Origin of the sequence: Kitasatospora sp. NPDC058063 (genome assembly GCF_042885395.1) — a bacterium.
Taxonomy (GTDB): Bacteria; Actinomycetota; Actinomycetes; order Streptomycetales; family Streptomycetaceae; genus Kitasatospora; species Kitasatospora lactacystinica.
In genome coordinates, this window is the sequence record NZ_JBHVSD010000002.1 from 223,104 (window position 1) to 243,156 (window position 20,053).

At 74.6% G+C, this 20,053-nt stretch carries 15 protein-coding genes; 8 read left to right on the plus strand and 7 right to left on the minus strand.

The features are described from left to right. Positions 1–161: 161 nt before the first annotated feature. On the plus strand, positions 162–620 hold the full coding sequence (locus ACFVUY_RS04725; protein ID WP_387727346.1) for a MarR family winged helix-turn-helix transcriptional regulator: 459 nt from the start codon (positions 162–164) through the stop codon (positions 618–620). 163 nt (positions 621–783) lie between these two features. Here the strand turns inward: ACFVUY_RS04725 and ACFVUY_RS04730 are convergent, their stop codons facing one another. Then, positions 784–2,523, minus strand: a complete 1,740-nt coding sequence (locus ACFVUY_RS04730; RefSeq protein ID WP_387727348.1) for a sensor histidine kinase — start codon at positions 2,521–2,523, stop codon at positions 784–786. 488 nt (positions 2,524–3,011) lie between these two features. After that, entirely contained in the window at positions 3,012–4,289 is a 1,278-nt protein-coding gene (locus ACFVUY_RS04735) for an acyl-CoA dehydrogenase family protein (protein WP_380348387.1), read from the minus strand. Positions 4,290–4,700: 411 nt separating this feature from the next. Here ACFVUY_RS04735 and ACFVUY_RS04740 point away from each other — a divergent pair, with 411 nt between their 5' ends. The 3 genes from ACFVUY_RS04740 (at position 4,701) to ACFVUY_RS04750 (ending at position 10,321) form a co-directional block, all read left to right on the plus strand. After that, on the plus strand, positions 4,701–5,774 hold the full coding sequence (locus ACFVUY_RS04740) for a GAF domain-containing protein (RefSeq protein ID WP_387727350.1): 1,074 nt from the start codon (positions 4,701–4,703) through the stop codon (positions 5,772–5,774). Between the two features lie 247 nt (positions 5,775–6,021). Continuing rightward, positions 6,022–7,596 (plus strand): lipase maturation factor family protein, encoded by a 1,575-nt coding sequence (locus tag ACFVUY_RS04745; protein ID WP_387727352.1) that lies wholly within the window; start codon positions 6,022–6,024, stop codon positions 7,594–7,596. 265 nt (positions 7,597–7,861) lie between these two features. After that, complete coding sequence (locus ACFVUY_RS04750; RefSeq protein ID WP_387727354.1) at positions 7,862–10,321, plus strand: hypothetical protein; 2,460 nt, start codon at positions 7,862–7,864, stop codon at positions 10,319–10,321. A 174-nt stretch (positions 10,322–10,495) separates the two neighbouring features. Here ACFVUY_RS04750 and ACFVUY_RS04755 read toward each other — a convergent pair whose 3' ends face one another. Then, on the minus strand, positions 10,496–11,320 hold the full coding sequence (locus tag ACFVUY_RS04755; RefSeq protein ID WP_387694499.1) for a helical backbone metal receptor: 825 nt from the start codon (positions 11,318–11,320) through the stop codon (positions 10,496–10,498). Positions 11,321–11,558: 238 nt separating this feature from the next. On the opposite strand from ACFVUY_RS04755, the gene ACFVUY_RS04760 reads away from it, so the two are divergent. Genes ACFVUY_RS04760 through ACFVUY_RS04770 form a run of 3 tightly spaced genes read left to right on the plus strand, consistent with a single transcriptional unit; the run spans position 11,559 to position 14,584 of the window. Beyond that, a complete protein-coding gene (locus tag ACFVUY_RS04760; protein ID WP_387727356.1) occupies positions 11,559–12,695 on the plus strand; it encodes an ABC transporter substrate-binding protein in 1,137 nt (378 codons plus the stop codon). Positions 12,696–12,698: 3 nt separating this feature from the next. Next, a complete protein-coding gene (locus tag ACFVUY_RS04765; protein WP_387727358.1) occupies positions 12,699–13,787 on the plus strand; it encodes a FecCD family ABC transporter permease in 1,089 nt (362 codons plus the stop codon). Then, positions 13,784–14,584, plus strand: coding sequence for an ABC transporter ATP-binding protein (locus ACFVUY_RS04770; RefSeq protein ID WP_387727360.1), 801 nt, complete (start codon positions 13,784–13,786; stop codon positions 14,582–14,584). Before ACFVUY_RS04765 ends, ACFVUY_RS04770 begins: the two co-directional genes overlap by 4 nt. Positions 14,585–14,602: 18 nt before the next feature. On the opposite strand, the gene ACFVUY_RS04775 is transcribed toward ACFVUY_RS04770, so the two are convergent. The 4 genes from ACFVUY_RS04775 to ACFVUY_RS04790 form a co-directional block, all read right to left on the minus strand. Further along, entirely contained in the window at positions 14,603–15,604 is a 1,002-nt protein-coding gene (locus ACFVUY_RS04775; protein ID WP_387694503.1) for an L-tyrosine/L-tryptophan isonitrile synthase family protein, read from the minus strand. Between the two features lie 138 nt (positions 15,605–15,742). After that, on the minus strand, positions 15,743–17,098 hold the full coding sequence (locus ACFVUY_RS04780) for a cytochrome P450 (protein WP_387727362.1): 1,356 nt from the start codon (positions 17,096–17,098) through the stop codon (positions 15,743–15,745). Between the two features lie 104 nt (positions 17,099–17,202). After that, entirely contained in the window at positions 17,203–18,576 is a 1,374-nt protein-coding gene (locus ACFVUY_RS04785; RefSeq protein WP_387727364.1) for an MFS transporter, read from the minus strand. A 317-nt stretch (positions 18,577–18,893) separates the two neighbouring features. Next, the gene (locus ACFVUY_RS04790; protein ID WP_387727366.1) at positions 18,894–19,457 is read right to left on the minus strand and encodes a sigma-70 family RNA polymerase sigma factor; all 564 of its coding nucleotides are present in this window, start codon (positions 19,455–19,457) and stop codon (positions 18,894–18,896) included. Between the two features lie 55 nt (positions 19,458–19,512). Here ACFVUY_RS04790 and ACFVUY_RS04795 point away from each other — a divergent pair, with 55 nt between their 5' ends. After that, positions 19,513–19,779, plus strand: a complete 267-nt coding sequence (locus ACFVUY_RS04795) for a zf-HC2 domain-containing protein (RefSeq protein ID WP_387727368.1) — start codon at positions 19,513–19,515, stop codon at positions 19,777–19,779. Positions 19,780–20,053: the final 274 nt, after the last annotated feature.

Sequence of the window (20,053 nt, forward strand, 5' to 3'; positions counted from 1 at the left end):
TATAAGTCGAACTATTTGCACAGACCGGTATTCCGCGCCAACTGGCATACTTGTCGTAGGAAGACACAGGACGAGACCTCGTACGAGAGCCGCTACGAGACCTCGCACGGGGCCTCGTCCGGCACACGGCACGAGCAGCGCGACGGAAGGGTGGGCGAGCCATGGGAATCCGCGACGATGCGGCCGAGGTCCGGGCCAGCGGCTGGCGGACGCTCGCCGCGCTGCACGGGATGATCGACACCGCACTGGAGAAGGCGCTCCAGGCCGAGTTCAAGCTCTCGGTGGTCGAGTACACGGTGCTGGACGCGCTCTCCCGCCAGGACGGCTGGCACATGCGGATGCAGCAGCTGGCCCGCGCGGCGGCGCTGAGCAGCAGCGCGACGACCCGGCTGGTGAGCCGCCTGGAGGACCGGGGCCTGCTCAGCCGCTTCCTCTGCGCGGACGACCGGCGCGGCATCTACACCGAGCTGACGGCCGAGGGCCGTGACCTGCTGACGGCCGCCCGGCCGGTGCACGACGCCGCCCTGGAGGCGACGCTGACCGAGGCCACCGAGGTCCCCGAGCTGGCCCCGCTGGTCGGGTCGCTCGCCGAGCTCCACCCGGTCCACACCAAGGCCTGAGGCCGAATCGGCCCGCTCGCTCGGGCCGGCGGGCCACCCGGGCCGGGGCCTCGCCGCCGTCCGGCGGCTCCGGGTCTCGTGCGCGGGAGCGGGGTGAGCCGGAGGGCGGCGGGACCGCTCGGCGTCCGGTGGTGATCGTGCAGGGGTCCGATGTGCCGCGTCGTCACTGTTCGCCCCGGGGCACGTCCGGCCCGGTGTCGAGGGCCCGCCGCGGCGGGATCCGGGGCGCGCGCGGTCCGCGGTCCGGGCCATCGCCCGTGCCGTCCTTCGGGTCGGTCCCCGGGCCGGTCCCGGGGCCGTCGGCGCGGCTGACGGCGGGCAGTCCGGCCGGGTGTCCCCCCGTGGGGCTGCCCGACAGGTCGTACATGCGCGGCAGTACGGGCCGGGGCACGACCACGGCGCCGGGCAGCCCGGGGATCTCGGCGCCGACCGCCAGGCCCCCGTTGGCGGGCGGCGCATCGGCGCGGACGGCACCGGCGACACCCGCGACCCCGGGGACACCAGCAACACCGGTGACATCGCCGAGCCCTGCGGCGTCCGTGCGGGGGCCGTCCGTGGCGCAGGAGACAGGGGGAGCCCCGGGGAGGCCGAAGGGCCCCGGAGCCTGCTGGACCCCGCCCAGCGGCCCGCCGAGCCCCTCTGCCGCCGCGTCCGACGGTCCCGGCCCGAGGCCGTCGGGCCCGGGACCTGAACCGGAGCCGGACTGGCCGTCGGAGCCGGAACCGGAACCGGAACCCGAGCCGTCCTCGGCCCCCGCCTGCCCCGCCTGCCCCGCCTGCCCCGGAGGCCCCTCGGACACCGGAGCCCGGGTGATCCGGGCCCCCGACGGCAGCCCGGGCACCGCGGCCGGGTGTCCGGCCTGCTCCAGCAGTGCCGAGGGCACCAGCACCACCGCCCGGGTGCCGCCGTACGGGGACGGCCGCAGCGAGACCCGGACCTCGTGCCGGGAGGCGAGGCGCGCGACGACGAACAGGCCGAGCCGCAGGTCGTCGCCGAGCGCGGAGACGTCCAGCTCGGGCGGGTCGGCCAGGTACGCGTTGAACCGCTGGTACTCCTGCTCGGTCATGCCGAGCCCGCGGTCCTCGACCTCGACCGCCAGGCCCTCGGTGACCTCCTGCGCCGAGACCTGCACCTGGGTGTAGGGCGGGGAGAAGGTGGTGCCGTTCTCGATCAGCTCGGCGACCAGGTGGATGACGTCGGCGACGGCCTGCCCGTCGAGCGAGACGCGCGGCACGCCCTGGACGACGACCCGGGAGTAGCTCTCGGTCTCCGAGACGGCGCTGCGCAGCACGTTGACCATGGGCACGGCATTGCGCCAGCGCCGGGCGGGCAGGGCGCCGCCGAGGATGACCAGGTTCTCGGCGTTGCGCCGCATCCGGGTGGCCAGGTGGTCGACCGCGAACAGTTCGCGCAGCAGTTCCGGGTCCTCGTGCTCGCGTTCGAGCGCGTCCAGCATGCTGATCTGCCGGTGGATCAGGATCTGGGTGCGCCGGGCGATGTTGAGGAAGACCTTCTTCGTCCCTTCGCGCCCCTGGGCCTGGTGGACGATGGCGGCGATCGCGGCCTGGCGGACGGCGGCGAGACCCTCCGAGGTCTGCTGGACGTCGTCGCCGGCCCGCCGGGACGGTGCCCAGACGGCCGGGGCGGGCACCTGTTCCCCGGCGCGCAGCCGTCCGACGACCTCGGGGATCTCCTGCTGGGCGAGCGCGAAGGTGTCGGCCCGCAGCCCGGACAGCCGCGCGGACAGGGCCCAGGCGGTCCGGATGCCACGGACCAGGCTGATCAGCAGCACCAGGGCGACGGCCGCGCTGCCGGCCAGCAGTGCGGTGCGCTGTCCGGAGTCGCGGAGCAGGTGGACGGCGTAGCCCCAGGCGGCGGCGAGGCCCAGGCTGGGGACCAGCACGAGGGAGAGGAGCGGGCCGCGGAGCGAGCCGGACCGGCCGGCTCGGTGGCCCGTGCGGGGGGCCGGTATGCCTGGCATCTGATTCCTTGCTGCAGGGCCGAGTCGCGGGACCGGGACGCCGGTCCGGACCGGTGGGTCCGAGCGGCGGGGTCGATCCCGTACGGCGCGGCCGGGCTTCAGGGAGTCGGGGCCGGGGGTGCCGGAGCCGGTGACGTGCTGTCACTGCTCCGGCGCGGTGCAGCACGGCCGTCGACGGCACGGAACGCTATCAGCCCCGGGCGGCGTCGACGCAATATCAACTGGCCTGATCCGAGGGGCTGATGGCGTCGGACCGGCGTCGGAACGGGGTTCGGGCCGGAGGGGCCTCCGGTGCATCGCCGCAGCTCGCGGCCCTCGCCCCGAGGGTGCCGACGGTTCCCGGAGGGCGAGGGCAACCCTCCGAGGAATTCGCCAGGAACAGGTCAAGTGTCGTCGTGGCGGGCGGGGCCTCAGCCCGCCAGTGGCATCGGCAGCACCCGTCCGCCCCTCCCCGGCGGCTTCTCCACCGAGGCCTCCCGCTGGGCGGCGAGCTCGCTCCAGGCCCAGCTGGTCAGGTCGGACAGCTCCGCCGACCACTGCTTGCCGTACGTGCCCGAGGCGAACTGCCCGAGCCGCAGCCGCTGGACGTCCGAGGTGCCGGCCGGCGGGTAGACGTGGGTGGCGTCCCGCAGGTAGCGCTCGATGCCGAACTCGGGCTGGAGGCCGCGGGCGGCGTGGATCTCCATGGCGTTGCGCGCGGAGTCCAGCGCGTACTCGGTGTTGATGAGCTTGGCGTTCATCAGCTCGGCGTCGCAGGCGCGGCCGTGGTCGAGCAGGTGGGAGGCGTGGTAGGCGGCGAGCCTGGCGGTCATCAGCCGGGACTGCATCTCGCCCAGCTTGAGCATGATGTTCGGGAGTTGGCTGAGCGGCTGGCCGTACAGGACGCGTCCTCCGGCGAACCGGACGGTGTCCTCGACGATCGCGGTGTGGATGCCGAGCGCGACGGCGGCGAGGTTGATCCGGCCGTAGAGGGTGGAGGAGGAGTAGGCGACGTCCAGCCCCTGCCCCTCCCGGCCGAGCCGGTTGCCGGCCGGGACGCGGCAGTCCTCCAGGAGGATCTCGCCGAAGCTGAAGCCGTGCAGCCCGCTCTGCGACCCGGGGGAGCCGGTGCGGAACCCGGGCCGGTCGCTCTCGACCAGGAAGGCGGACAGGCCCCGGCTGCCCTGGCCGGTGCGCAGGACCACACCGTGCACGTCCCCGATGTGGGAGTTGCCGACGAACCACTTGCGGCCGTTGAGCACGTACTCGTCGCCGTCGCGCACCGCCGTGCCGGTCATCCCGAGCACGTGCCCGCCGGATTCCGGTTCGGTGACGGCGATGGTCGGCAGGCACTCCCCGGAGGCGAACTTCGGTAGCCACTTGCGGCGTTGGGCCTGGGAGCCGTAGTGGAGGACCTTGGCCACGCCCAGCTGGGAGGCCTGCGCGATCGAGCCGGCGGCCCCGCTGACCCGGGCCAGCTCCTCGATGATCACGGTCTTGGCGACGTGCCCCAGGCCGAGGCCGCCGAACTCCCGCGGGATCGTCACGCCGATCCAGCCCTGGCGGGCGATCTGTCGGGCCAGCTCGAACTCGATCTTCCGCTCGGCCTCCATCCCGGCCACCCGCGGACGCACCTCCTTCTCCGCGAAGTCACGGACCTCGGCGCGAAGCTCCTCGTGACGGTCGTCGGTGAAGTAGTCCATCGCCATGCTCCGGTCCTCTCGGTGTGTGCGGTGCCGTGCCTCCGTTCGTGCCGTCGATGCCGCTCCGGCAACCCCGCGGGGGGCGGTGGGTGTGCGGGAGTTCCGGCCGGTCGCCCCGGTGCGATCGGCGCATGCGTCACCGGGCGGTGTCCCGGTGGCGGGCATCGTCCGTGTCTTCGGCAGGGCTCATTGTTGTATGGGGTGCCGGGGCAGCCCAGAGTCGATCTTGGATTGGCGCGATTCGGCCCGTCCCCGCCCGGAGGGGTTTCGCCCCGCCCCCGGCCGGGAATCGATCTTCGCTTCCGTGACGGTCCGTCGACCGGTCGTTCACGTGCAGTTTTGACTGGCCATCGGCAAGGCTGAGGAACGGTCGATCGGGACGGTCCGGCTGTTCTGATGTCTGGTTACATGTGCGCCATGACTGATGTGATGAGCACTCAAGGCCAGTTCCCGGGTGCCTCCGGCGAGTCCGCGCGAACCCGCAGGCTGCGCGGCCTCGGGCTCAACGACCCGTCCGCGGACGAGGCCTTCGACCGCTTCGCCCACCTCGCAGCCAGTATCACGCGCGCTCCCATCGCGATGGTCAACTTCATCAATGACGAACGCCAGATGTTCCGCGGGCTCTACATTCCGCCAAGTTCGACCGATGCCAGGGCCGAGAACGGATCGTCCTGGGCGGACCGCGGCATCGCGTTCGACCTCCCCACCCGCGAGATGCCGCTGAGCCACGGCTTCTGCCCGCACGTCGTCGCCCAGCGCTCCCCCCTCGCCCTCGACGACATCCTCGCCTACCCCCGGTTCGCCGGGAACCCGGTGGTGGACGAACTCGGCGTCCGCGCCTACCTCGGCGCTCCGCTCGTCGACGACACCAACACCGTCATCGGCACCGTCTGCGTCCTCGACCGGGAACCCCGGCAGTGGGGGCGCGAGCGGCTGCGCGACATCCAGCACCTCGCCGAGGCGCTGCTCTCCGAGATCCGGCTGCGCGACAGCCTGCTCGCCCAGCGCCAGGAGATGTTCGCCGCCTTCGACGGCTCGCCGTTCCCCATCATGCTCACCGAGGGCCCGGTCCAGGAAATCCGGTACGCCAACGCCCAGCACACCGACACCTTCGGCGCGCCGACGGCCTACGGGACGATCGGCGCCGCCTACCCGCAGCTCGGCGCCGCCGGCCTCGAACAGACCGTCGTGGAGGCGTACCACACCGGTCGCACCGCCGTCCTCGACGGCGTCCGGCTCGATTCCGCCCGTCCCGACGCGCAGCGCGGGCGGCAGGTGTTCAGCTTCACCTGCACCCCGCTGCGGGCCGCGCTCACCGGCCGGATCAACGGCGTCCTCACCGTCGGCATGGACATCACCGCCCAGTCCCGCACCGAGGAGGAGCTCGGCACGCTGGCCGCCCTGCTCGTCGACCGGCTCCAGCAGAGCGGTGCCTCCGTGCCCGGCCGCTCCGCCGTCGCCGGCGGGGCCGGACCCGGCCTGCCCGCCTGAACCCGGCCGGGTGCGGACCGTCCACCACCGTGGCGGGGCGCCTCTCACCCCCGTGGAGAGGACCCCGCCACGCTGCCGTCCGGCGCCGGGAGTCCGCCGGAAGTCCGCCGGGTGCCCTTCCCGTGCCGGTCCGTGTCCGCCGGGCACTGCCGGAGGCCCGCCGCCCGGGCCGAGCGGGTGAACCCTCCCCGCTCCACCGCCCCGACCGGGCCCGTGCCCGGGGCACCGGATGGTAGGCATGGGCCGCATGGACTGGTTCGCCGCCCCCGACTACTGGCTGAGCCGGCTGCTCGTCCAACGCCTGCTCGCCGCCCTCTACCTGATCGGATTCCTGGCCGCCGCCGGGCAGTTCCGCGCGCTCATCGGCGCCGACGGGATGCTGCCGGTGCCCCGCTTCACCGCGCGGGTCCCGTTCCGCCGGTCGCCCGGCCTGTTCCACCTCCACTACAGCGACCGGTTCTTCGCCGCCGTCGCCTGGAGCGGCGCCGCGCTCGCCGCAGCCGTCGCGGCCGGGCTCGGCGACGCCGTCCCGCTCTGGGCGTCGATCCTGCTGTGGGCGGTGCTCTGGACCCTCTACCTCTCCATCGTCAACGTCGGGCAGACCTGGTACTCCTTCGGCTGGGAGTCCCTGCTGCTCGAAGCAGGCTTCCTCGCCGCCTTCCTGGGCGACGCCGACACCGCCCCGCCCACCCCGGTGCTGTGGCTGATGCGCTGGCTGGCCTTCCGGGTCGAGTTCGGCGCCGGACTGATCAAGCTGCGCGGCGACAGCTGCTGGCGCGACCTGACCTGCCTCCAGTACCACCACGAGACCCAGCCGATGCCCGGACCGCTCAGCTGGTTCTTCCACCACCTGCCCGCCCCGCTGCACCGGGTCGAGGCCGCCGTCAACCACATCGTCCAACTCGTCGTACCGGTCGGCCTGCTGTTGCCGCAGCCGGTCGCGAGCGGCGCGGCCTGCGCCGTCATCGCCACCCAGCTCTGGCTGGTCGCGTCCGGCAACTTCGCCTGGCTCAACTGGCTGACCATCGCCCTCGCCCTCGCCGCCGTCGAACCGGCCCGCCTCGGCCTGTCCGTCCAGCCCCGCGCCTACCCCGGCACCCCGGTCTGGTACGAGGCGGTGGTGATCGCGCTGACCGCCGCCGTCGTGGTGCTCAGCTACTGGCCGGTGCGCAACATGATCTCCCGCGGCCAGGCCATGAACCGCTCCTTCAACCGCCTGCACCTCGTCAACACCTACGGCGCCTTCGGCAGTGTCAACCGGTTCCGCCAGGAGGTGGTGGTCGAGGGCACCGACGAGACGGTGCTCACCCCGCACACCGTCTGGCGCGAGTACGGCTTCAAGGGCAAGCCCGGCGACGTGCGCCGCCGCCCGCGCCAGTTCGCGCCCTACCACCTGCGGCTCGACTGGCTGATGTGGTTCGCCGGCATCTCCTCCGCCTACGCCCGCCCCTGGTTCCTCCCCTTCGTCGCCCGCCTGCTGTCCGGCGACCGGGCCACCCTGCGCCTGCTGCGCCACAACCCCTTCCCGGACGCCCCGCCGACCCACGTCCGGGCGACCCTCTACCTCTACCGGTTCACCGATTGGCGCGAATTGCGGGAAACCGGCGCGTGGTGGCACCGCACCGCGCTCGGCGAATACCTCGCGCCGGTCGATCTGCGGGCCCTCGGCCGGGCCGGCTACCGGCCGCCGCCCGGCCGGCCGGGCCCGGTACGGGGACGTGGCGTCCGGGAGGTGCCGATGGAGCGGTTCCGCCGGGGCGACCGTCGGGCCGAGGGCCGTCGGCCGGAGCCGCCTGTCGGGGGGCCGCGCGAGGAGCCGTGAGCAGCGGAGACACCCGTCCGGACCAACGCCCGACCACCCGGGCGGACCGCCCGAGTGGCGGCCAGGCGGGCGGTATGGCACACGACACCCGCCCGTCGGGGCGGTGGGTGCGTGCAAGCCTCGAACGGGCACCCGTATTCTGGGCCTCCACAACCGGCAGCCCGCCCGCGCGCCCCCCAGCCCCGCCTCAGGGGCGACCCCGCGCAACCGGTCCGCCGCCCCCTCGCCGCCAGCCCCGCCGTCGTCGCCCAGAACCGGACCTCACATGACAGTGCTTCACTCGCGCAACGCCGACGCAGCCGACCCGGCGGACGTCGCCGACGCCGCAGACGTCAAGGACCCCCAGGACGCCGCCGCGGAGCCCGACCTCCGCGAGGACCTCGGCCGCTACGCCGAGCTCGGGGCCTTCACGCTCACCGCCGAGACCCACGCCTGGTACGCGGCCGTCGACACCGTCGCCACCCCCGAGGACGCCCGCGCCGCCTCCACGGCCCTCGCCGAACTGCGCGGCAGCGACCTCCAGCAGACCTGGGAGGCCGTCACCGCCCTCGCCGCCGACGTCAAGCTGGACGAGCCCGACACCGTCGCCAAGACCGCGCTGCTGGTCGAGATGCTCCAGCGGGTGCACCGCACCTCCACGGCCCTCTTCCCCGCCGCCTACGACGCCGACCTCGGCGCCCTCGCCGCCGCCACCGCCGACAGCACCTGGCGCCGCGAGAACGGCGTCAAGCTCTCCTGGCTGCGCGGCCGCTCGCTGCGCAAGCAGGCCGTCGCACTCGCCACCGACCGCCGCATCCGCCGGGAGGACCTGCACGAGGCCCTCATCTCCGCCGAGATCGAGCGTCGCGCCTGGACCGCGCTCGCCCCGGCCGGCACCCTCCCGCGAGTGCCCGGCGACGGCGCCCTGGTCGACCGCACCGCCCAGGCCTTCGAAGCGATCAACACCGGCCTGCGCGGCCTCGCCCGCCTGCTGCCCGACCACGACCTGGACGGGCTGCCCTTCGCCGAGCTGATCGACCTGGTCGAGCGGCTCGCCGCCGACGAGGGCACCCTCTACCGCCTGCCCACCATCCGCGGCCTGCGGGTCGGCCTGGAGGAGGCCGGCCTCGCCGACCTGCTCGCCGAACTCGCCGCAGCCAAGGCCGACCGCCGCGCCGCCGAGGCCGCGTACACGGCCCGCCAGGCGCTGGTCGCCGGGCAGCGGGACGGGCTCGGGGAGAAGGCCACCGCCACCGGGGACGCCGTGGTCGAGGAGCTGCCGGAGGCCGAGGAGGCTGCCGAGGCGACGGACGAGGTCGCCGCCGAGGTCGCTGCCGAGGTCGACGGCGAGGCCGGTGCCGAGGAGGTTGTGGCCGAGAAGGCCGGGGCCGAGGAGTCGGCGGACCTGGCTGACGCCGAGGCGGCTGCCCTGCAGGCGCTGGCCGGTGGGCAGCGGGACGGGCTGGGAGAGAAGACCCCGGCTCCGGCGACCGCTCCGGTGGAGGAGGCCGACGAGGCGCCCGCGGCCGTTGAGGCAGAGGCCGAGGTCGAGACCGACACTGAGGTCGAGGCCGAGGTCAAGCCTGAGGTCGAGACCGACGCCGAGGTCGAGGCGGAGATCAAGCCTGAGGTCGAGACCGACGCCGAGGCCGAGGCGGAGACGTCATCGGACACGGGTGTCGCGGACGACGAGCCGGCGACCGAGCAGGCCGACGAGGAGGCCCAGGCCGCGGTGGTCACCCTCCCGGCGCCCTCCCCGGCGGCCGACGACCTGGTGGCGGCCGCGACCGCCGCCCTGGCCGAGGCCGTGGACGAGACCCCGGCGGAGACGGAACCGGAGGCCGACCCGGCCGCCGAGGTCGTTGAGGTCGAGGAGCCGGTCGCCGAGGTCGTGGCCGAGGAGCCGGTCGTCGAGGTTGCGGCCGAGGCTGAGACCGTGGTTGAGGTCGAGGTCCAGGTCGCGCCGGTGGCCGAGACCGAGCCTGAGTCCGTCGTGACGGAGCCCGCCGTCGAGGAGCCGATCGCCGAGGTCATCGACGCCGTTGAGGCTGAGGTGAACGTGGTGGAGGAGCCCGCCGCCGAGACCGATGCGCCGGCGATCGAGATTGCCGAGAGTGCCGCCGAGGCCGCGGCCGAGGCTGAGGTCGAGGCCGAGTCGGTGGCTGTCGCGGTGGAGCCCACCGTCGACGAGCCGGCCGCGGACGTGGACGAGCCTGCCGTTGCGGTCGAGGCTGAGGCTGAGGTTGAGACGGCTGAGGCCGTAGTCGCCGAGCCCGAGGCGGTTGCCATGGAGGCGGCGGAGCCGGTGGTCGAGGCCGAGGAGCCCGTCGCCGAGACCGAGCCCGAGGCGGTTGCCGTGGAGGCGGCGGAGCCGGTGGTCGAGGCCGAGGAGCCTGCCGTCGCGCCCGAGCCCGAGCCGGCCGTTGAGGTCGCGGCCGAGCCCGAGCCCGAGCCCGAGCCCGTGCCCGTGCCCGCTGTCGAGGAGCCCGTCGCCGCTGCCGAAGCCCCCGCCGCCGAGCCGGAGGCCGACGTCCGTCCCGTGAAGCCGGACTTCACGCCCGGTCGCCCCGTGACCGCCTACTCCGCCGACGAGCTGCTCGCCGTCGTGCGGTGGGTGGACGGCGACGGCGTCGAGCGGACCGACGAGGAACTGCTGCGGGCGGCCATGAAGGAGCTGGGCTTCGCCCGCCTCGGTCCCCGGATCAAGGAGGCGCTGGGCGCCGCCGTCACCGCCGCGCGCGGCTGACGAAACAAGCCGCTACGGCCGCAAGGCCGCAGGGCACAGGGCCCGGGACGCGAACACGCGTCCCGGGCTGTCACGTTCCGGGGCACCCGCCCTCAGTCGGTGCTTTCCCTCCCGCCCTCGCTCAACCTTCGTACCCCCCGTGTCATCGGCGGCCGTCGGTGAGTGGCGGTCGTCCTACGAGGCGCCCGTTCCGCCGCCCGGACCGTACGGGTGGTCGAGGGCCCGCCGCAGCACGGCGGGGGCGGTCACCAGCGAGGGGCCGTACCAGGTCAGGTGCCGTCCGCTGACCAGCGCCGCCGGCGTGCCCGGGAACGCCTCCGGGCCGTCCTCGGCGGTGAAGCGGTACGGCTCGTCCGGCAGGACCACCAACTCGGGTCGGCAGGCGAGCAGTTCGGGCAGTGGAACGGCCGGGTAGCGCTCGGGGTGGTCGGCGTGGACGAGCCGCAGGCCCAGGCGGCGCAGCAGGTCCCCGGCGAAGGTGTCGCGGCCGAGGACCATCCACGGGCGGCGCCAGATCGGCACGACGGTCCGCGGGCCGTCGCCCAGCGCGGGAGTGCCGCCGCTCCCGACCGGGGCCCAGGCCGCCTCCGCCTCGTCCAGCCAGAGCGGCCTGGGCAGTCCGCAGGCGGTGGTCAGCAGCCGGTGCAGGGAGCGGAGGGCGTCGTCCAGGGTGCGGATGTCGGTGACCCAGACCGGGACGCCGGCCGCCCGCAGCGCGTCCAGGTCGGGGCGCCGGTTCTCCTCGTCGTTGGCGAGGACGAGGTCCGGCGTGAGCGCGAGGATGCGTGGGACGTCCGGGTTCTTGGTGCCGCCGATCCGGGTGACGGACAGGTCGGCGGGGTGGCTGCACCAGTCGGTGGCGCCGACCAGCAGCCCGGGCGCGGTGGCGGCGACCGCCTCGGTCAGCGAAGGCACCAGCGAGACCACCCGGCGGGGCGGACGCGGCCCGAGCCGGACGGGGAGGTCGAGATCGTCGCGCGGGACGGTGGGGGCGGCCATCCGGCCAGCCTACGTCCGGCTCCGGGGCGAGGGGGTGCGCCGACGACGACCGGGCGCGAATCGCGGGGAACCCATCGGCCCGGCCGCCCGACTACCTGGTCCGGGTCCGCAGTACGGGCCTTCGGCACGACCAGCCACGACCCACCCACGACCCACCCACGACAAGCACCGAGCACGGTCACCAACGCGGTCACCAGCACCGTCACCGAGCACGGTCACCGACCAGGAGAGAGTTGTCATGCGCCCTCGCGTCGCCTGCGGAATCGCAGCCGCCGTCGCCCTGTTCGCCACGGCCTGCGGAAGCGGGACCGGGGGCGGGCCGAGCGCCTCCGTCACCGTCCGGGACGACCCGGGCGGTGGCTTCCCCGTCAAGGTCGCCGACTGCGCGGGCAAGGAGACCAGCATCGCCAAGGCGCCCTCCAGGATCGTCACCAGCAATGCCGCCGGCCTGGAGCTGATGCTCCAACTCGGCGCGGGCGAGCGGGTGATCGGCACCGGCTTCCCGCCCGGCAAGGGCACCCTGCCCGCCGCCGTCGCCGAGCAGGGCGCCAAGGTGCCGGTGCTCGGGGACAAGGGCATACCCAAGGAGAAGCTGCTCGGCTCCGGTGCCGACCTCTACGTGGACACCTTCGGCGCGATGCCGATGATGGGCGGCGGCGCCACCGGGCCGAGCGAGGAGGAGTACGCGGCGGCCGGCATCCAGCACGTGTACCTGCTCTCCACGGCCTGCGCCGGGACGCCGAAGGCCGCCAAGGCGCCGCGCACCGACCTCGCCGGGATCGAGGAGGACGTCCGCCGGCTGGGCGCCGTCACCGGCACCGCCGCGCGGGCGGAGGAACTGGTCGCCGGGATGGAGAAGCAGCTCGGCGAGGTCCGCACCGCGCTCGCCGCCGTGCCGGAGGGGCAGCGGCCGAGCTACTTCGTCTTCGACTTCGACGCCGGCACCAAGCAGCCGGTGGCGGTCTGCGGCCGGCAGGTCGCCAACGCCGTGATCACCCAGGCCGGGGCGCGCAACGTGTTCGCCGACTGCGACGCCGACTTCAAGCCCGGCTCCTGGGAGGACGTGGTCGCCAAGAACCCCGACTGGATCCAGCTGGCCGTGCGCAACCGGGGCAGCGAAGAGGCCACCCGCAAGGCCTTCGACGAGGCCGAGGCCTTCCTGAAGGGCTTCCCCGCGACCCAGGGCCTGAAGGCCGTCCAGGAGGGCCACTTCGTCCGGCTCGGCTCCGAGGTGACCACCATCGCGGGGGTGCGCAACGCCGAGGCCGTCCGGCAGATCGCCGCCACCGTCCACCCGGACCTCGTCAAGAGCCCGGACCTCGTCAAGAATCAGGACCCCGCGAAGAGCCCCGACCCCGTCAAGAGCGGGCAGTAGCCGGTGACGTCGGCCATCGCTCGCAACGAGCGCGGCGAAGCCCGCCCGGCCCGCACCCTGCGGGCCGGGCCGCTGGCCGCCGCCCTCGCCGTCGCCCTGGTGCTCGCTCTGACCGTCGCCGTCTCGCTCGGCTCGGTGGACGTCCCGCCCGGCGAGGTCTGGTCGGTGGTCGCCCGCCGGCTCACCGGCGGGGCCCCCGAACCCGGCACCCGCGACCTCATCGTCTGGCAACTGCGAGTCCCGCGCGCCCTGTTGGCGGCCGTGGTGGGCGCCGGACTCGGCCTGGTCGGCACCGCCGTGCAGGCCCTGGTCCGCAACCCGCTCGCCGACCCCTACCTGCTCGGCATTTCCTCCGGTGCCTCGCTGGGCGCGGTCGCCGCCATCGTCCTCGGCGCCACCCTCGGGCTCCAGCTCTCCTTCGGCAGCGCGCTCGGCCTCACCGTCTCCCTGGCGGCGTTCGCCGGCGCGCTCGCCGCGTTCTCGCTGGTCTGGCTGATGGCCCGGCGCGGCGGCGGATTCTCGCCGCTGCGGCTGGTCCTCGCGGGCATCGGCATCGCCCAGTTCCTCGGCGGCATCACCAGCTACCTGGTCCTGCAGACCCGCGACGAGCAGCAGACCAGGGGCGTGCTGTTCTGGCTGATGGGCAGCCTCGGCGGCGCCGTCTGGGCCCAACTAGCCGTCCCCGCCGTCGCCGTGGCGCTCGGACTGGCCCTGCTCCAGGCCCGCGCCCGGGGGCTCAACGCGATGCTGATGGGCGACGAGACGGCTGCCGGGCTCGGCGTGGACGTCACCCGGCTGCGCCGCGAGGTCTTCGTGGTCACCAGTGTGCTCACCGGGGTGCTGGTCGCCGTCTCCGGGGCGATCGGCTTCGTCGGGCTGATGGTGCCGCACGTGTGCCGGCTGCTGGTCGGCGGCGACCACCGGCGGCTGCTGCCGCTGTCCGCGCTCACCGGGGCGCTGCTGCTGGTCGTCGTCGACACGGTGGCCCGCACCGCCCTGGACGGCCAGGAACTGCCGATCGGCGTGGTCACCGCCGTCCTCGGCGCCCCCACCCTGCTCTACCTGCTGGACCGACGACTGGAGCGCAGTTGAGGATCGCCGTCGAGGACCTGAGCGTCGCCCTGGCCGGCCGGACGGTGCTGGCCGGGGCCAACCTGATCGCCGAGGAGGGGGAGATCGCCGGACTGGTCGGACCCAACGGCAGTGGCAAGTCCAGCCTGCTGCGCACCGTCTACCGGCACCTGCGGCCCAGCGCCGGCCGGGTGCTGCTGGCCGGGCGGGACCTCGCGGAGCTGCGACCCGCGCAGTCCGCCCGGCACATCGGGGCACTGCCCCAGGAGCGCGGCGGGGACTTCGAGTTGAGCGTCCGCGAGGTGGTCGCGATGGGCCGCACCCCGTACAAGCGGGCCTTCGCGGCCGACGACGCCGAGGACCACCGGATCACCTCCGAGGCGCTGACCAGGGTCGGCATGACCGAGGCCGTCGACCGACGGTTCGCCCAGCTCTCCGGCGGTGAACGGCAACGGGTGCTGCTGGCCCGGGCGCTCGCCCAGCAGCCGGACGTCCTGGTACTGGACGAGCCGACCAACCACCTGGACGTCCGGCACCAGGTGGAACTGCTCGCCCTGCTCAGGGAACAGCGCCGCACCACCCTGGTCGCCCTGCACGACCTCAACGCCGCCGCCTCGGTCTGCGACCGGCTGCACGTCCTGCACGGCGGCGCCCTGGTGGCCTCCGGGACACCGCGCGAGGTGCTGACCGCCGAGCTGCTGGCCGAGGTCTTCGGCGTACGGGCGGCGGTGGTCGAACACCCCCTCACCGGCGATCCGTTGATCGCCTTCGACCACCGGTCCCCGGCAGCGGCGCAGGCGGCCGTGCCGGGGCGGTAGCCCGTACCGGCGCTCCTGCTAGTGGCACTCGTAGTGGCTCGGCCGACCGTCCCGCAGGACCAGCCGGCCGAGCCGCGCGGCCTCCGCGTTGCGCAGCAACTCGCGCTCGCCGCCGGTGCGGTGGAGCACCGCGGAGTGCCAGGGCGTGATCCAGGCGTCGGCCGCCGCCAGCAGCCGGATGCCGAACTTGGACGCCCCGGCCGGCTGCGGGTGGATGGACAGCCGGACGGCGCGCGGGTGGTGCTCGGCGATCAACTCGCCCCAGGCGCGGCTGCGCTGGATCACGCCGTAGGCGCGTCGGCGGCACTCCCGCTGGAGGGCGGAGCGGGTGCCGGTGAAGCCGACGGTGTCCTCGGTGAGGAAGCGGGTGATGCCCCGGTAGAGCCGTAGGGTCTCCTCCTCGGTCAGCACCTGTTCGCGCAACTCCTCGACGCTCGGCGCGTACCGGGCGTGCACCCGGGCGCGCTTCTCGTCGTACGGGAGGTCGCCGAGGACGGCCCGCAGGTCGAAGGTGTCGAGGCGGGTCAGGCCCTCGCGGGCGATCATGGCGGTCAGGGCGTCCGAGTACGCGTCTATGTGGTCGTCCGGGACGTTGATCAGGTCGCCGAAGATGTGCCCGTCCGAGCAGATCAGGATCCGGGCGCCGGGAGCGTACAGGCGGCCGATCTCGGCGCACAGCCCGTCGAGGAAGGTCAGCGACAGCCGTTCGCCCTCGTCCGGCAGGTGGCCGAGCACCTTCGCGGGGTTCGGCGACTTGCAGGGGAAGCCGGGCAGGGTCAGGACGATCGGTTCGCCGGCGGTGATGAAGTCCGCCAACTGGGCCAGCTGGAGCGGGAAGTGCTCCGGGCGGGCATCGAACTCCGGGTCCGCGGCCCGGCGGTGCGGCAGCAGCAGACCGAGGACGCGGGCGGCGAGCCGCTCGGCCGCGGGGCGGTCCGCGGGGTCGGTGGCGGTGGTGACGGCGATGGTGACGGCGGTGGCAGGGGTGATGGCGGCAGGGGCGGTGCCGACGGGCGGCATGGGGGTCCTCCACGGAAGGTGGTGCGGTGCGGCTTCGGGCGTCAGGTGTCGGGCTCCGGGCGGTCGGAGCCGGGGTGTGTGAGCGGGGGCGCGTGAGCGGGGGTTCGATGTGTCCCGGGGGTGCGAGGCGCCCTGGGGTCAGCGGCGCCGGTCGTAGGCGACCGGCAGCCGGTTCACTCCGCGCGCCAGGACGGCAGGGACCCAGGCCAGGTTCGCCAGACCGTCGCCGGGCGCCTCGGCCGGGCGCAGGCCGGGCAGCCGGGTGAGCAGAGTGGCGAGGGCGACCTGGAGCTCGGCCCGGGCGAGTGCGGCGCCGGGGCAGTAGTGGATGCCGTGGCCGAAGGCCAGGTGGGCGTTGGGGGTGCGGTCCAGGTCGAGGCGGTCGGGATCGCGGAACTGCTCGTCGTCGCGGTTGGCGGCGCAGAGCGAGACGATCACCGAGTCGCCGGCCGGGACGACGGTGCCGAACAGGTCGCTGTCCTCGGCGAAGAACCGCCAGGTGGTGAGCTCGAACGCGGCGTCGTGGCGCAGCAGTTCCTCCACCGCCCGGGCGAGTCGGCCGGGCTCGTCGACGCCCTCGCGCAGCCAGGCGAGCTGCTCGGGGTGGCGCAGCAGGGTGACCAGCATGGTGGTGATCTGGTTGGTGACCGGCTCCTGTCCGGCGACCAGCAGCTGGAAGACCATCGAGTCGAGCTCCGCGCGGCTCAACTCGCCCGCGTCATGGGCGTGGACGAGCCGGCCCAGCAGGTCCTCCCGGGCCACCCAGCCGGGCTCCAGGCAGTCGACGCGCTTGCGGGCGACGACATCGGCGATGTACGTCTGGAGGCCGCGCAGCCGTGCCTCGTACGCCGGTCGGCCGGGGTCCTGCGGGCCGACCGGCTGGACCACCTTGCCCCAGTCCCGGTCGAAGCGCTCGGCCAACTCGGGCGGCAGGCCGATGACTTCGGAGAGCACCCGAAAGGGGTAGTGGGCCGCGAAGCCCGCCACCAGGTCCGCGCCGCCGGACTGCGGCAGTTCGTCCACCAGCGCGTCGGCCAGCTCCTGGAACCGGGGTCGAAGCGACTCCACCCGGCGCGGGGCGAAGGCGTCGAGCACGAGCCGGCGCATCGAGGTGTGCTTGGGCGGGTCCTGGTGGAGCAGATGGACCTGGAGCTGCGAGTGCTGCGGCTCGGGCATGATCGACGCGAGGCGGCGCCAATTGTCGTTGCCCAGGCTGTGGTTCTTGCCCAGGCGGGGGTCGTTGAGGGCAGCGTGGGCGGCCCGGTGGCCGGTGACCAGCCAGGCGTGGATGCCGCTCGGGAACTCCACCCGGTGCACCGGCCCGGCCTCGCGCATCCGCCGGTAGAGCGGGTACGGGTCGCGCTTGTACGCCGGGCCGTACAGCGGGACTGGGGAGGGGAGCCGGTCGTACCCGTACGGGCAGTGCGGGGCTTCGTCGGCGGCGGCCGGGGCGGTGGCCGTGTCGGTGATCGAGTCGGGGCTCGTGTCGGTCATCTGGGGGGTCCTTCGATGCGGGGCGATGCGGTGTGTTGTGGCGTGTTATGGCGTGTTGTGGGTGTGGGCCGGAGCGGGGGCGGATGCGGGGCGGTGCGGGGTGCTCAGGCCTCGGGGCGGCGGTGCAGGGCGAGCAGGGCGACGGCTGTGGCCGCGACCAGGGCGGCCAGGGCGATCCCGGCGCGCGTCCCGGTGGTGTCGTGGGGCGCGGCGAGAGCGGCGGCGGTGCCGAGGGCCGGGCCGAGCGCGAAGCCGAGGCTGCGGGCGAGTTGGACGGCGGAGCCGGCGGTGGCGAGCTTTCCGGGCGGGGAGGCGGACATCACCAGGGCCTGGGTGGGGCCGCCGTTGAGGCCCATCCCGGCGCCGGCGAGGGCGAGTCGCGCGGCGATGTCGAGGGCGGACCAGCTCGGGTCCAGCGGGGCGAGCAGGGCCAGGCCGAGGGCGGTGACGGCGGCACCGGTGAGCGCGGTCGGGCGGGCGCCCCAGCGGTCGGCCAGCCGGCCGCCGACCCGGCCGGCCAGCACCATGCCGAGCGGGAACGCCAGCATGGTGAGTGCGGTGGCGGTGGCGCTCTCGCCCTGGGGTCCGCGCAGGTGCTGGGCGAGCAGGTAGTGGCAGGCCGCGAATCCGGCGGCGAGGGCCAGCACCGAGGCGTTGGCCCCGGCGGTCCCGGCGGCCCGAAGTACCTCGGCCACCGGCCGGCCGCCCGGGCGGCGCAGCCAGAGCAGCACCAGCGGTACGGCGGGCAGGGCGAGCAGCAGCCACAGCGGCGTCCGCGGGGCCAGGGTGAGTCCGAGCAGGATGGCGGCCACGGCGGCGCCGATCAGCGCGGCGTCGCCGAGCGAGGACCGGTCGGGCGGCCGCAGCCCGCCGCGGCGCGGGGCGTGGCGCCGCACGAGCAGGACGGCGGCCAGGCAGACCGGCAGCTTGACGAGGAAGATCGCCCGCCAGCCCAGGTGGTCGAGCAGCAGTCCGCCGAGCACCGGCCCGGTGACGGCGCCGAGCGGACCGAGCGTCGCGGGCACGCTCATCGCCCGGCCGCGCAGCTCGGGCCGGACGGAGGTGGCGGCGAGCACCGGCATCAGGACGAAGAGCACGGCTCCGAAGGCGCCCTGGAACAGCCGTGCCGCGATCAGCCACCCGGCCCACGGGGCACAGGCCGCCAGCACGCTGCACAGGGCGAAGCAGCCGACGGCGAGCAGCAGGGCCGAGCGGGTGCCGACCTGGTCCAGCCATCGCCCGGCGGGCAACAGTAGTGCGACGAGCGGGAGTTGGTACCCCAGGGCGGCCCACTGGGCGACTCCGGGGGAGACGTGCAGGCCGGCCGCGATGTCGGTGAGCGCGAGGTTGACCACGTTCATGTCGAGCATCGCGACGAAGGACAGCAGGCCGGCGGCCACCACCAGGCTCCAGCGGTCCACCGGCTCGCGTTGATGGTTCGTCAGATTTTGGGTGGTCGGGGGTGGTTGCACTGTCATGAAGTCCCTCCGTCTCCCGTGCTGCCGGACCGGACACCGCCTCGGCGGCGGGGTCCGGTACAGCAGTCGGTGGCGCAGGGGCTCCGGTTCCGAACACCTGGGGGATTTCTTGTGCGGGTGCGGGTGCGGGTGCGGGTGCGGGTGCGGGTGCGGGTGCGGCGCAGGGCGGTGGCGGGTGACAACTTTCAGCGAACAGATGACAGATTTCGAAATCTGTCATCTGTTCGCTGTTATCTGTCCGCTGTCGGTTGTTCGCCGTCGGCCGTCGATCGTTCGCCGCTCGCCCGCCCGCCGACGGCCCGTCGTCCTCCCGCCGCTCAGCAGGCGGTCGCGAGTTCCCCGGCCTCGGCGGCGCGCAGGCGGGCAACCAGTTCCTCCCGGGCGCGGGCGACCCGGGAGCGGACCGTCCCGACGGGGCAGCCGGCGACCTCGGCCGCCTCGGCATAGCTCAGGCCGACGACCTGTGTCAGCACGAAGGCCTCCCGCCGCTGGGCGGGCACCCGGTCGAGCAGGTCGCCGAGCGCGATGCCGTCCTCGAACCCGGCCGTCGGTGTGCCACCCTGCCGCTCCGCCGCCTCCTGCCAGTCCGGCAGTGCCGCGCAGCGCGGCCGGGCGGCGGCCATCCGGTACCGGTCGATCACCGCGCGCCGGGCGATCGACAGCAGCCAGGTCCGGGCCGAGGAGCGCCCAGCGAACGCGGGCAGGCCGCGCAGGGCGCGCAGGAAGGTCTCCTGGGCGAGGTCGTCGGCGGACTGCACGTCGGTCAGGTGGGCGACGAAGCGCCAGACGTCCCGCTGGGTCGCCCGGACGAAGGCCTCGACGTCGGCCGCCCGTCCGGAGCGGGCGATCAGTGCCAGCGCGGTGAGCTGATCGTCATCCACGGTGGCCCCCCACCCGGCCGGTCCCGGCATCACGGCCGTGCGGGACGATGGTCATATGAGATGCGCGCAGTTTCGGACAGCTTTGTCCGCCCGGCTCGACGGCGAACCGAGCGGCCTGCCGGAGGCCCGGCTGGACAAGCACGTCGCGCGCTGCCACGGCTGCCGGGAGTGGCTGGCCCGGGCCGAACAGCTGCGCGCTCGGGTACGGGCGGGCGCTGCCGACGGGCCCTCGCCCGAGTGGTCGGCCCGGCTGCTGGCCGGCCTCGGCGAGGACCGGCCGGGAGATCGTGCTCCGAGCGGTCCGCGGGCCGTCGAGCGGTAGGCGCGGCCAGGGCGCCCGGAGGGGCGGGAACGGCGGGACGGGGGCGCCGGCCGGAGCCGGTGCGCCGTCGAAGTGAGGCATGGGAAGGTCCCGAGGGGAAGGCGGGGGCGGCACCGCGCAGCGCGGCACCGTCGGCGTCCGGGGGCAGCCGCGCGGCACGCCGGCCCTGAGGGGGCGCGGCGGCGGACGCGGGCCCGCGCCCTGGCGGCACGACGGCACAAGGCCTGGCCGTACGGCAGGGCGACCTGCCCGTCGCGAGAGTCCCGATGGCCGG

What these genes read in the sequence shown, in the direction of transcription:
- ACFVUY_RS04780 (WP_387727362.1), bottom strand. Translation starts at nt 17,098, where the DNA reads ATGACCGACACGAGCCCCGACTCGATCACCGACACGGCCACCGCCCCG.
- ACFVUY_RS04775 (WP_387694503.1), bottom strand. Translation starts at nt 15,604, where the DNA reads ATGCCGCCCGTCGGCACCGCCCCTGCCGCCATCACCCCTGCCACCGCC.
- ACFVUY_RS04735 (WP_380348387.1), bottom strand. Translation starts at nt 4,289, where the DNA reads ATGGCGATGGACTACTTCACCGACGACCGTCACGAGGAGCTTCGCGCC.
- ACFVUY_RS04725 (WP_387727346.1), top strand. Translation starts at nt 162, where the DNA reads ATGGGAATCCGCGACGATGCGGCCGAGGTCCGGGCCAGCGGCTGGCGG.
- ACFVUY_RS04740 (WP_387727350.1), top strand. Translation starts at nt 4,701, where the DNA reads ATGACTGATGTGATGAGCACTCAAGGCCAGTTCCCGGGTGCCTCCGGC.
- ACFVUY_RS04785 (WP_387727364.1), bottom strand. Translation starts at nt 18,576, where the DNA reads ATGACAGTGCAACCACCCCCGACCACCCAAAATCTGACGAACCATCAA.
- ACFVUY_RS04760 (WP_387727356.1), top strand. Translation starts at nt 11,559, where the DNA reads ATGCGCCCTCGCGTCGCCTGCGGAATCGCAGCCGCCGTCGCCCTGTTC.
- ACFVUY_RS04795 (WP_387727368.1), top strand. Translation starts at nt 19,513, where the DNA reads ATGAGATGCGCGCAGTTTCGGACAGCTTTGTCCGCCCGGCTCGACGGC.
- ACFVUY_RS04745 (WP_387727352.1), top strand. Translation starts at nt 6,022, where the DNA reads ATGGACTGGTTCGCCGCCCCCGACTACTGGCTGAGCCGGCTGCTCGTC.
- ACFVUY_RS04755 (WP_387694499.1), bottom strand. Translation starts at nt 11,320, where the DNA reads ATGGCCGCCCCCACCGTCCCGCGCGACGATCTCGACCTCCCCGTCCGG.
- ACFVUY_RS04750 (WP_387727354.1), top strand. Translation starts at nt 7,862, where the DNA reads ATGACAGTGCTTCACTCGCGCAACGCCGACGCAGCCGACCCGGCGGAC.